Here is an 11,835-nt window from a genome sequence, read left to right as displayed (position 1 = left end):
ACTACGGTTCGGGCACGTACCCGGCAATGCCCTGACCGTTGAGGGGCTCCAGCGCAAGCTGGAGCCCCTTTCCTTTGATCTGCGCGCTGAAGAAAAAGATTGCCATTCCGCGAGGCCGGCGCAGAAATATCGACCTCAAGAACAACAATCGGGAGGTCGTCATGCGTTTGGAAGGCGGATGCTATTGCGGCGAGGTGCGCTATGTCGCCGAGGGCGACCCGATGATGCAGGCGCAGTGCCATTGCCGCGAGTGCCAATACATCTCAGGCGGCGCACCCAACACCTTCATCGCGATGCCGGCAGCCGGCTTCACCTACATCATCGGCCAACCCAAGCAGTTCACGCGCAAGGATCTCGACCGCGCCGTCACGCGCGAGTTCTGCGCCGAATGCGGCACCCATCTCGTGACCAAGGTTCCTGGCCTGCCGGCCGCAGTCGTGAAGGTCGGCACGCTGGACGAGCCGGAAAAATTCAAGCCGCAGATGGCGATCTACACCTGCGACATGCAGGAATTCCACACCATCCCCGCAGGCATGAAGACATTCGAGAAGCTGCCGGGGCATTGAAACCGCGATGACGGTGCGCACCCTCCCCCGCGCGCAGGGGAGGGTAGGGGAGAGGGTGTCTCCACATCGGGACAGTCCCTGCGCGGAGAGAGGCCTCACCCGGCGCTACGCGCCGACCTCTCCCGCAAAGCAAGCGGGAGGTGAAGGAGCCAGCCCGGCCCTGCAACCATGCATCCCGTTGTTATCCGGTCCCATTATTCCCGCTCTGGACGGGGACGGCGGCCGATGGTTAATCGCGTCTTAACCTCGCCCTATCTATGGTGAACTGAACCGCTTCCCGCCGGCGCCTTGGTGCGACCGGCCGTTCCAAGAGTACTGGCGCCCAGAATGGTCATGACCGCTTCATCCCGTGCGCCGCAGGCCAGTGGAAGCTCCGATTCCGAACGCTCGCCCTTCGTCCGGCTGAACGAGCTTTTGGCCCCGCATCAGCCGGGCAAGCCCTTGATTTCGCTCGCGGTCGGCGAGCCCCAGCATCCGGTGCCGGACTTTGTCGGCCCGGTCCTGGCCAAGCACATCGCCGAATTCGGCCGTTACCCCGCAAACAAGGGCACCGACCCCTTCCGCCACGCCGCCGGCGCCTGGCTGTCGTCGCGCTTCAAGCTGCCGCGGCCGCTCGACCCGGAGAGCGAGATTCTCGTCCTCAATGGCAGCCGCGAAGGCCTGTTCCTCGCCGCGATCGCGGCCGCGCGCTATGTCGGCCCGCGTCCGGGCAAGCCCGCGATCCTGATGCCGAACCCGTTCTACCCCGTCTATGGCGCCGGCGCGCTCGCAGCCGCTTGCGAGCCGGTCCATCTGCCCACGACGGTCGAGAATGGGTTCCTGCCCGACCTCGACGCCATCGACGAAGCGACGCTGGCGCGCACGGTCGCGTTCTATCTGGCCTCGCCCGCCAATCCGCAAGGATCGGTCGCGAGGCCCGACTATTTCAAGCGATTGAAGCAACTCGCCGATCGCTACGGCTTCGTGATCCTCAGCGACGAGTGCTATTCCGAGATCTACACCCGCGAATCCCCGGGCAGCGCGCTGGAATGCGCCGGCCCCGACTTCACCCGCGTGGTTGCGTTCCAGTCGCTGTCGAAGCGCTCCAACCTGCCGGGCCTGCGCGTCGGCTTCGCCGCCGGTGACAAGAAGTTCATCGGCATGTTCCTCGAGCTACGCAACATCGCAGCGCCCCAGGTGCCGGTGCCGCTCCAGCATGTGGCGACCGTCGCCTATGGCGACGAGGCGCATGTCGAGGAAAACCGTAGGCTCTACCGGATCAAGTTCGATCTCGCCGACCAGATCATCGGCAATCGCTACGGCTATCGTCGGCCCGATGCGGGCTTCTGCGTCTGGCTCAACACGTCGGAGATCGACGACGACGTGTCGGTGACGCTGAAACTCTTCAAGGAAGCAGGCGTGCGCGTGGTGCCCGGCAGCTTCTTGGCGCGACAGCAGCCCGACGGATTCAATCCCGGCGCAGGCTATATCCGCCTCGCGCTGGTGCAGGATGGCGAAACGACGGCGCAGGCGCTGCACCGTCTGGTCGAGACTCTGGGTTAGGCGGGGCCCGTGAGCATGTCGGCAATCGAACGTGTCATTCCACTGGTCGGCCATCTGCCGCCTTCGATCCGCGAGGGGCTGGCGCGACGCATGCGTGAGCTCACCGGTCTCGGCCTGATCGCGCTGGCGGGCGTCGCCTCGGCGGCGCTGATGACCTGGTCGGTGCAGGATCCCAGCCTCAGCCACGCGACCTCGCGGCCGATCCGCAACATCCTCGGCTATGCCGGCGCGATCGGCGCCGATCTTGCGATGCAGATCCTCGGGCTCGGCGCAATCATGCTGGTGCTGACCGTCGCGGTCTGGGGCTGGCGCATGATGACGCATCGTCCGTTCGACCGCGAGGCGCTGCGGCTCGGCTCATGGATCCTCTGCACTGTGATCGCCGCGGGCTTCGTCAGCTGCTGGCCGCATGGCGGCGCATGGCCGCTGCCGACCGGGCTCGGCGGCGTGGTTGGCGACGCGCTGGTGCGCGCCCCTGCGGTGATCTTCGGGCCGGCCGGCACGATCTATCGCATCGTGCTGGGCACGATCCTGTTCGCCGCGATGGCCGCGACGTTCCTGATCGCCTGCGGTCTCGGCGCCCGCGAGCACGATGAAGAGCTCGCCGAGATCGAGGACGACGACAAGCCGCTCGACGTGGACGAGGAGAGCGATCGCGGCTCTGTGTCGCTGGGCTGGCTGTTCCATGCGCTGATGAGCACCAAGGCCCGAATGATCTGGCTGCTTGGCGCTGCCTACCGTTCGCTGGTCTCGAGCGGACCGAAGACCAAGGCCGTCGCGTTCAGCCGCCAGGAGCCGAATCTGGGCGGCGGCCGCGCCGCGCCCTCGATCTCGCCGCAGGCTGAGGACGAGGACTACGAGGACGAGCACGAAGAAGAAGTGGACGAGGAGGAGGAAGAGGAAGAGCCGGCCGCGCGCGCGCCGCGCAAGAAGGCTGCACCGAAGGCCGCTTCCAAGAAATCCTCCGACAAGTTCGACCTTCCGTCCGTCTCCATGCTGGCCGCGCCGAAGGCCGGCGATCGCCAGCCGCTCAGCAAGGCCGAGCTGGAGACCAATTCCCGTTCGCTCGAAGGCGTGCTGCAGGATTTCGGCGTGCGCGGCGAGATCGTGAAGGCCAATCCGGGCCCCGTCGTTACGCTCTACGAATTGGAGCCAGCGCCCGGCATCAAGTCCTCGCGCGTGATCGGCCTTGCCGACGACATCGCCCGCTCGATGAGCGCGCTGTCGGCGCGCGTCGCCGTCGTGCCCGGCCGCAACGCCATCGGCATCGAGCTGCCGAATGCGCATCGCGAAAAGGTTTACCTGCGCGAATTGCTGGTGGCGAAAGAGGCGACCGACACGGTGGCAAAGCTGCCGCTCTGCCTCGGCAAGACCATCGGCGGCGATCCCGTCATCATCGACCTCGCCCGCACGCCGCACATGCTGATCGCCGGTACCACCGGCTCGGGCAAATCGGTCGCGATCAACACCATGATCCTCAGCCTGGTCTACCGGCTGCGGCCGGATCAGTGCCGGCTGATCATGGTCGATCCGAAGATGCTCGAACTCTCCGTCTATGACGGCATTCCCCATCTGCTCACGCCCGTCGTGACCGATCCGAAGAAGGCGGTGGTCGCGCTGAAATGGGCCGTGCGCGAGATGGAAGAGCGCTACAAGAACATGGCCAAGCTCGGCGTGCGCAACATCGACGGCTACAACACGCGCCTGCTCGAATTGAAGGCCAAGGGCGAGGAGCCGACGCGCACGGTGCACACCGGCTTCGACAAGGAAACCGGAAAAGCGATCTACGAGGAAGAGAAGCTCTCGCTCGACCCGCTCCCCTACATCGTCATCATCGTCGACGAAATGGCGGACCTGATGATGGTCGCCGGCAAGGACATCGAAGGCGCGGTGCAGCGTCTCGCACAGATGGCGCGCGCCGCCGGCCTCCACGTGATCCTCGCCACGCAGCGTCCGTCGGTCGACGTCATCACCGGCACCATCAAGGCGAACTTCCCGACCCGCATCGCCTTCCAGGTCACGTCCAAGATCGACAGCCGCACCATTTTGGGCGAGATGGGCGCCGAGCAGCTGCTCGGCCAGGGCGACATGCTCTATATGGCCGGCGGTGGCCGCATCAGCCGCGTGCACGGACCGTTCGCCTCCGACGAGGAAGTCGAGAAGGTGGTGCGTCACCTCAAGACACAGGGGCAGCCGGAATATCTCGAAGCGGTCACCGCCGAAGAGCCGACCGAGGACGAGGACGGCGCCGTGTTCGATGCGACCGGCATGGGCGGGGATGGCGGCGGCGATCTATTCCAGCAGGCGGTTGCGATCGTCAAACGCGATCGCAAGGCCTCGACCAGCTACATCCAGCGTCGCCTGCAAATCGGCTATAATCGCGCCGCATCACTGATGGAGCGCATGGAACTGGAAGGCATCGTCGGTCCCGCCAATCACGCCGGCAAGCGCGAGATTCTGGTCGAGGAAGAAGACAGCCATATGTGAGGCGAGGAGCCTCTGAACATAATTTCACGCAAAATCGATATCTGCTTTTGCCCGAAATCACGCTAAAAGGCGCCTAGCCATACAGGACGACGCGTTGATCAGACATCCGGACATTCAATTCGCTGCCATTGTTGCCGCGCGAAGCGCGCGCGTGGCCGGCGTGCTTCTCGTCACCGCCGCGATGGTGACTGGTGCGTCGCTCGCGCAGAGCGTGCCGGTGCCGAAGCCTGCGCCGAAGGGCCGCGATAGCGCTCCAGCCGGCGGTGGACCGGCCGTCACCGGCGCGACGCAGACGCCGCCGAATCCGGTGATCCCGGATCCGCGGCGCAACGTGCCGAGCAGCATCTTCCAGACCTTCGACGCCAACCAGAAAGCGCAGGCCGCCAAGGTCAGCGCCTATCTGTCGTCGCTTCAGACATTGGTCGGGAATTTCGTCCAGGTCGGCCCCGACGGCAGCAAGACGCAGGGCGATTTCTACATCCAGAAGCCCGGCAAGGTGCGCTTCGAATATGACGCGCCGAGCCCGATCGACATCATCGCGGACGGATCCTCGCTGGTGGTGCGCGACCGCAAGCTCGCGACCCAGGACGTCTATCCGCTGTCGCAGACGCCGCTGCGCTTCCTGCTGTCCGATCGCATCGACCTGATGAAGGACACCAACGTCGTCAACGTCTCGGCCGACGACGTCTATGTCAGCGTCACCATCGAGGAGAAGCAGGCCCTGGTCGGCACCAGCCGTCTCTTGCTGATGTTCGGCGCCAAGGACGGCCAGCTCAAGCAGTGGACCGTCACCGACCCGCAGGGCTACGACACCACGATCGCGGTCTACAATCTGGATTCGAGCAAGAGGCTCGACCCTAGCATGTTCAAGATCGATTTCACGAACTACGGCCAGTCGCCGGGTTGAACGCTCTCGTGGCCCGGACAAGCGCAGCGCAGCGCCGGGACCCAGAATGCCGCAAGATGGGGCCCGGCTCTCCAGCGCGTCACTTCGTGCCGCGCAGCGTCCGGGGCACGAGATCATGCTGGTCTTGGTCAATCCAAAAGGCGGTGGGCACGGCGCTTTGCGCCTTTGCCCACCCTACGAGAGCTTGCTAAGACGCAATTCCCATGCGTCTTTCCCTGACAACCTGGAACATCAATTCGGTGCGGCTGCGCATCGACCTGGTCGCGAAGTTTCTCAAGAGTGCGCGGCCGGAGGTGCTGTGCCTGCAGGAAACCAAGTGCATCGACGACGCCTTTCCGTTGAAGCGTTTCAAGCGGCTCGGCTACGAGCACGTCGCGCTGAACGGGCAGAAGGGCTATCACGGCGTCGCCATCGTCTCGAAGATTCCGTTCGAATCGAAGGACATCCGCACCTTCTGCGACAAGATCGATTCACGCCACATCTCGGTGTCGTTCGGCGAGAAGGCGGGCATCGCAAGGCCACTGGTGCTGCATAATTTCTACGTGCCCGCGGGCGGCGACATTCCCGATCCCGCGCAGAACGAAAAGTTCGACCACAAGCTGCGCTTCCTCGACGAGATGACGGCGTGCGAGCCGCTGCATCCGCGCGGTGAGGACCGCCACATCCTGGTCGGCGATCTCAACGTCGCCCCGCACGAGAACGACGTCTGGTCGCACAAGCAGCTGCTGAAAGTGGTGTCGCACACGCCCGTCGAAACCGAGAAGCTGAAGGCGGCGCTCGCCGCCGGCGAATGGGTCGACGTCGCGCGCGAGCGCATCGCGATGTCGGAGAAGGTCTACACGTGGTGGAGCTACCGCTCCGCCGACTGGACCGTTGGCGATCGCGGCCGCAGGCTCGATCACATCTGGGTCTCGCGCGCGCTGAAGGACACGGTCAGCGATTTCAAGATTCTTCGCGATGCACGCAGCTGGGAGCGGCCGTCCGACCACGTGCCTGTCACGGTGACGCTGGAGGTGTAGGTCCCACGGTCATTCCGGGGCGCGCGTAGCGCGAACTATGGTGCGCAATTGCGCACCTGAGAATCCATTGAGCGGCAGAGTCAGTGGATGAATGGATTCCGGGTTCGCGACTTCGTCGCGCCCTGGAATGACGAGCGGAGGAGCTCACGACGTCAGCTTCGCGCCGGCCATCAATATATCGCTGGCGATCTGGCTGGAGCGCACCGCGAATTCGTCGCGCAGGCGGACGGCGGCGGCGGGATCGCTTTCGAGCACGCGCTGGAACAGGCTGCGCGCGACGCGGATGACGGAGGAATGCTCCAGCGCGATCGCACTCGACGGCCGCTTCATCGGCACCACCAGCGCGAGCTCGCCGATCAGCGCGCCGGGGCCGGCGATCATCTCGGCGCCGGCGCCGTCCTCGACCCTGAAGGCGCCGCGCTGGACCACGAAGCCCGCATCGGCGTCGTCGCCGAGATTGAACAGGACGTCGCCGCGGACGAAGTCTCGCTGCTCGGAGCCGATCGCCAGCATGCGCAACGAGGCGTCTCCCAACAGGCGCAGTGTCGGGACACGCTCGAGAAGCGCTACGTCGTCGTCGATTGACATTCAGGTCCGAGGCTCGAGGGCACGCGATCTAAAACGATTCGCACGCCGACGAAGCGTATCACGGCACCAGCTTGTAGCCACCGGCTTCCGTGACCAGGATTTCCGGGTTAGCCGCGTCCTTCTCGATCTTCTGGCGAAGGCGATAGATGTGGGTTTCCAGCGTGTGGGTGGTGACGCCGGAATTATAGCCCCAGACCTCCTGGAGCAGGGTCTCGCGCGACACCGGCATCTGGCCGGCGCGGTAGAGGAAGCGGAGGATGGCGGTTTCCTTCTCGGTGAGGCGGACCTTGCGCGCATTGGCCGCGGTCAGCATCTTCGAGCCGGGACGGAAGGAGTAGGGGCCGACCGAGAACACCGCGTCCTCGCTGGCTTCGTGCTGGCGGAGCTGGGCGCGGATGCGGGCCAGCAGAACGGCGAAGCGGAAGGGCTTTGCCACATAGTCGTTGGCGCCGGATTCCAGGCCCAGGATCGTGTCGGAATCGGTGTCGTGCCCGGTCAGCATGATGATCGGGGCCTTGAAGCCGCCCTTGCGCAAGGAGCGGACCACCTCGCGCCCGTCGGTGTCGGGCAGGCCGACATCCATCAGAACCAGATCGGGAGAGTTGGCCTTGGCGGCGCTCGCGCCCTTGGCGCCGGTGTCGACGGCGGAGGCTTCGAATTCTTCGTGTAGCGATAATTGCTCCACCAGCGTGTCGCGCAGATCGGTATCGTCATCCACGATCAGGATCTTGCGGGCGTTGGGCATGGGAGGTCATCCTTTTAGGGTCCGGCTCGGCGCGCATCCATGCCGCACCCAGCCGCGAGGGGAAGTTTAGGGTCGCCGTTATTATTGTTGTTCGTGTTGAAGTAGTGGGCTGTTACCGATTCACAAGCCAGAAGCACTCTAACTCAGATTAGCAGGGCGTTTTGATGAATGTCCTGTAATGAATCCGACATTGCACGTTCACATGAAAAATAAAGCAGCTTCAGTTGGTTACGCCGGGAATCGAAGCGCCAGGCCGCTCGCCGCGATCCGTGTTAAGCCTGCTGCCGGTAATCCATGCCGGGGTTGGCTGACGGCCGGAGCGCTGACCATCCCGGTTGCGCTGGGGCGGGGCGGCATTCTGGCCAACAAGCGCGAAGGCGACGGCGGCACCCCCAGGGGCAGCTTCCGTCCCAGGCGGTTGTGGTGGCGGGCCGACCGGCACAGCCGCCCCCAGACTTTCTTGCCGTCCCGGATGATCACCGGCGCGGACGCCTGGTGCGAGGATCCACAGGACCGTCATTACAACCAGAGCATCCGGCTCGGCGAGGGGCAGGGCGGTGACCGGCTCAAGCGCACCGATCATCTCTACGACTTCATCATCGAGATCGACCACAACACGCGACCACGCATCGCCGGCCGCGGCAGCGCGGTGTTCCTGCACCTCGCCCGCGACAATTTCGGCCCGACCGCCGGCTGCGTCTCCATGACGAAATCTGCGATGCTGCAATTGCTGCGGCGCTTGGGGCCGCGAACAAGAATCATCATCGGGTGAGGGTACATGCTCGACAAGGATCAGATCGCCGCCGCGCGATCGATCTCGTCGAAGAACGGCCGCAGATCGCGCTGCGCGGCGAGCGCTACATCGGCCCACGGCAAGAATGCGCTCGGCGATCCCTGTGTTGCGCTCGCCTGGCCTGCCAATGAGTTGCGCGGGCTTTGCGTCACCTTGCGGGCAGGGGAGGTCGTGACCACCGCCGATCCAGGCCGGCGATCATCTTGCCGCGGATTTTGGCGTGCTTGGGAAGGTATCGGTGGGGTTCGCGTAGGCGCGGCTCGCACGCCGCTGTCATTGCGAGCGCCACGCTTCGCGCTCGTGCCCCGGACGCAGCGCAGCGCTTCTTCAGCGGTGCGCTGCAGAGCCGGGGCCCAGTCCGTCGCACTGTCCCGCGTTGCCCTGGGTCCCGGCTCTGCGCCGCAACGCTCGAGCGTTGCGGCTTGTCCGGGACACGAGAGTGAGCGCCGACGATGCACGTGCTCCGTTGTCGGGTACGACCTTCCTACCTGTGCCCGAAGATCGCGCTGCCCACGCGCACATGGGTGGCACCTAGCATGATCGCTGTGGCGAAATCGGCGCTCATGCCCATCGAGAGATTCTTCAAGCCGTTGCGCGCGGCGATCTTGGCGGTAAGCGCGAAGTGCGCCGCCGGCGGTTCGTCGACCGGCGGGATGCACATCAGTCCCGAGATCGTCAGCCCATAAGTGTCGCGGCAGCTCGCGAGGAAGGCGTCGGCCTCGCCGGGCGCGACGCCGGCCTTCTGCGGTTCCTCGCCGGTGTTGATCTGGACGAAGAGCTGCGGGTGCTTGTTCTGGGATTCGATTTCCTTGGCTAACGCTTGGCAAATGCTCGGGCGGTCGACCGAATGGATGGCGTCGAACAGCGCGACCGCCTCTTTCGCCTTGTTGGATTGCAGCGGCCCGATCAGATGCAGCGCGATATCGGGGTAAACAGACGTTAACGCCGGCCATTTGCCTTTGGCCTCCTGCACCCGATTCTCGCCGAATACGCGCTGTCCGGCGGCGATAACCGGGGTAATTGCATCGGGCGCGAAAGTCTTGGACACCGCGATCAGCGTCACGGAGGCGCGGTCGCGCTGCGCATCCTTGCAGGCGCGTGCAATCTCGGCTTCGACCGAAGCGAGTGCGTGTGGTGAATGGCCGGTTACCGGCGCGGCGCTTTCTTCTGTCATGACGTTTGATTGTCCGTGATCGGGACGGAGGTAAGTCCAATTTTACCGAGTTCAAGAAACAGTTTTTGAACCCTTCGTTTTACCTTGAGCCACGGGGTGGGTAGCGAAGATGGCAAGCGTCAGTCTCAACCGCAAACGAGCGAAACTCAAGCAGGTTCTCGGAATCCGGGCGCGGCTTGCGTTGCTCGCGGTGATTCTTGTGACGCCCTTGATGCTCGAGCGCATCCGTTCGCTCGAAAACACGCGCGCGCGGCAGATCGCGCAAGCTGCGGCCGAATTCACCACGGTGGCAAGGCACAGCGCCGATGCGCAGCGTGAGGTGATCTCGTCGGTCGAGACCATCCTGAAATCGGAGGCCTTCATCCGCGCTTCCGCCGGCGGCATCAGCAAGAGCTGCGACGTGCTGCGCGCAAGTCTGCCATCGAGCCTTCCCTGGATCCGCACGCTTCTGATCGCCGGCCAGGACGGGCGCATCCAATGCGCCACCAACAACATGTATGTCGGCCTCGATCTCAGCGACCGGCCGTACTTCCAGCAGGCACAGGAAACCGGCCGCTTCATCCTGAGCGACTTCATCATGTCGCGGCCGGTGCCGTCGCCGACGGTGATGGCGGTTTATCCGGTCTCCGCCTTCAGCGGGGTACCCGATGCTGTCGTGCTCGCCACCGTCAATCTCGACTGGATGTCGAAGGTCATGAGCAATCTGGGCGGTCGCGCCGGCATCACCGCGGTGCTGGTCGACAGCGCGGGCACCGTGCTGGCGGCCCCGGCCGATCAGCACAGTGCTGTCGGCCGTCCCCTCGACAACATGCCGCTGATGTCCGCGATCGCCGACAAGGCGCTGCGGTCCGATCAGGATGAGGGGTCACTGTCTTTCCTCGCCGCCGACGGCTCCCGCCGCGCGGTCAGCTATATCCGCATCGCCGGCACCAATGCTCGCCTGATTGCCAGCATCGACGAAGACAAGGTGTCCGCAGCGGTCAGCCGCGACATCCGCACGGCATATCTGCAGCTCGCTTTCGTCCTCATGTTCGTCCTGCTCGGCGCGCTGATCGCCGCCGAGAAATTGGTGATCAAGCCGATCGAGATGCTCGCCGACATGGCCAAGCGTCTCGGCGAGGGCGACCTGTCGGCCCGCGCGGCACGCAATCGGCTGCCGGCCGAGTTCGTGCCTCTGGCCCGCGCATTCAACGCGATGGCTGCGCAGCTGAGCCAGCGCGAGCGCGAGCTGATCGCGAGCAACGACCGCCTGACGGTGATGGCTTCGATCGATATGCTGTCCGGTCTCGCCAATCGTCGCGGTTTCCAGAGCCGGCTCGACTTCGAGTGGATGCGCGCGCAGCAATATGGCAGCGAGCTCGCGCTTCTGATGATCGATGTCGACCATTTCAAGCTGTTCAACGATACCTACGGCCATCTCGAAGGCGATTCCTGCCTGACGCAGCTCGGCGAATCGCTGTCAGGCATCGCCGCCGACACGATGGGCTTTGCGGCGCGCTATGGCGGCGAGGAGTTCTGCCTGCTGCTGCCGAACACCGACGTGACGCGTGCCGTTGAAATCGGCGAGCAGGTGCGCGCGGCCGTGCTGAAACTCTGCCTGCCGCACATCACCTCGAACCACATGATCGTCACGGTCTCGATCGGCGTCGCCGCGACAAAACCGAACGAGTCCTTGCGTCCCGGCGACCTGATCGAAGCCGCCGACGCCGCGCTCTACGCCGCCAAGCATCGTGGCCGCAACAACGTCGTCGAGCACGGCGTGCATGCGATCGCGGCCGGCACGGCCGAGATGATGATGGTGGCGAGCGCCTAAAGCGGCATCGTCCTCGGTTGAATCGGTTGCCGCGGGCCCGCTCACCTCTCCCGCTTGCCGGAGAGGCATAGGCCGCCTTCGGCGGCCGTCATTTCAAGAGACGCCGAGGCAAAGCCTCGGCTATGGCGAAGCGCCGGGTGAGGGCTTTCTCCTCTTGGGGATTGTCCCATGGTGGAAACACCCTCTCCCCGACCCTCTCCC

The 11,835-nt window shown here is 64.7% G+C and carries 10 protein-coding genes and 1 pseudogene; 8 read left to right on the top strand and 3 right to left on the bottom strand.

The genetic code is table 11. The features are described from left to right. Positions 1 to 161 precede the first annotated feature (161 nt). The 5 genes from YU9_RS0118325 (at position 162) to YU9_RS0118305 (ending at position 6,521) form a co-directional block, all read left to right on the top strand. Entirely contained in the window at positions 162 to 566 is a 405-nt protein-coding gene (locus YU9_RS0118325; RefSeq protein WP_027574130.1) for a GFA family protein, read from the top strand. 327 nt (positions 567 to 893) lie between these two features. Further along, a complete protein-coding gene (locus YU9_RS0118320; RefSeq protein WP_027574129.1) occupies positions 894 to 2,108 on the top strand; it encodes an aminotransferase class I/II-fold pyridoxal phosphate-dependent enzyme in 1,215 nt (404 codons plus the stop codon). Between the two features lie 9 nt (positions 2,109 to 2,117). Then, entirely contained in the window at positions 2,118 to 4,595 is a 2,478-nt protein-coding gene (locus YU9_RS0118315; RefSeq protein ID WP_027574128.1) for a DNA translocase FtsK, read from the top strand. Between the two features lie 151 nt (positions 4,596 to 4,746). After that, positions 4,747 to 5,502 carry an outer membrane lipoprotein carrier protein LolA gene (locus YU9_RS0118310; protein WP_027574127.1) on the top strand — a complete coding sequence of 252 codons (756 nt, stop codon included), beginning with the start codon at positions 4,747 to 4,749 and terminating at the stop codon, positions 5,500 to 5,502. Between the two features lie 203 nt (positions 5,503 to 5,705). Continuing rightward, complete coding sequence (locus tag YU9_RS0118305; RefSeq protein ID WP_027574126.1) at positions 5,706 to 6,521, top strand: exodeoxyribonuclease III; 816 nt, start codon at positions 5,706 to 5,708, stop codon at positions 6,519 to 6,521. Positions 6,522 to 6,665: 144 nt separating this feature from the next. On the opposite strand, the gene YU9_RS0118300 is transcribed toward YU9_RS0118305, so the two are convergent. Together YU9_RS0118300 and YU9_RS0118295 are read right to left on the bottom strand one after the other, a co-directional pair. Beyond that, a complete protein-coding gene (locus YU9_RS0118300) occupies positions 6,666 to 7,109 on the bottom strand; it encodes a cyclic nucleotide-binding domain-containing protein (protein ID WP_018646009.1) in 444 nt (147 codons plus the stop codon). A gap of 58 nt (positions 7,110 to 7,167) precedes the next feature. Then, complete coding sequence (locus YU9_RS0118295) at positions 7,168 to 7,854, bottom strand: response regulator transcription factor (protein ID WP_024338712.1); 687 nt, start codon at positions 7,852 to 7,854, stop codon at positions 7,168 to 7,170. Between the two features lie 202 nt (positions 7,855 to 8,056). Between YU9_RS0118295 and YU9_RS0118290 the strand changes: the two genes are divergently transcribed. Continuing rightward, a complete protein-coding gene (locus tag YU9_RS0118290) occupies positions 8,057 to 8,626 on the top strand; it encodes a L,D-transpeptidase (protein ID WP_036017472.1) in 570 nt (189 codons plus the stop codon). 32 nt (positions 8,627 to 8,658) lie between these two features. Continuing rightward, positions 8,659 to 8,900, top strand: a pseudogene (locus YU9_RS49985) (hydratase); the annotation flags it as partial. Positions 8,901 to 9,131: 231 nt separating this feature from the next. On the opposite strand, the gene YU9_RS0118280 reads toward YU9_RS49985, so the two are convergent. Further along, positions 9,132 to 9,821, bottom strand: a complete 690-nt coding sequence (locus tag YU9_RS0118280) for a YggS family pyridoxal phosphate-dependent enzyme (protein ID WP_027574123.1) — start codon at positions 9,819 to 9,821, stop codon at positions 9,132 to 9,134. 109 nt (positions 9,822 to 9,930) lie between these two features. On the opposite strand from YU9_RS0118280, the gene YU9_RS0118275 reads away from it, so the two are divergent. Continuing rightward, the gene (locus YU9_RS0118275) at positions 9,931 to 11,634 is read left to right on the top strand and encodes a diguanylate cyclase domain-containing protein (protein ID WP_027574122.1); all 1,704 of its coding nucleotides are present in this window, start codon (positions 9,931 to 9,933) and stop codon (positions 11,632 to 11,634) included. Positions 11,635 to 11,835: the final 201 nt, after the last annotated feature.

The sequence above is a fragment of the Bradyrhizobium sp. WSM1743 genome (assembly GCF_000473065.1).
GTDB lineage: Bacteria > Pseudomonadota > Alphaproteobacteria > Rhizobiales > Xanthobacteraceae > Bradyrhizobium.
This window is presented reverse-complemented; position numbering and strand designations above follow the sequence as displayed.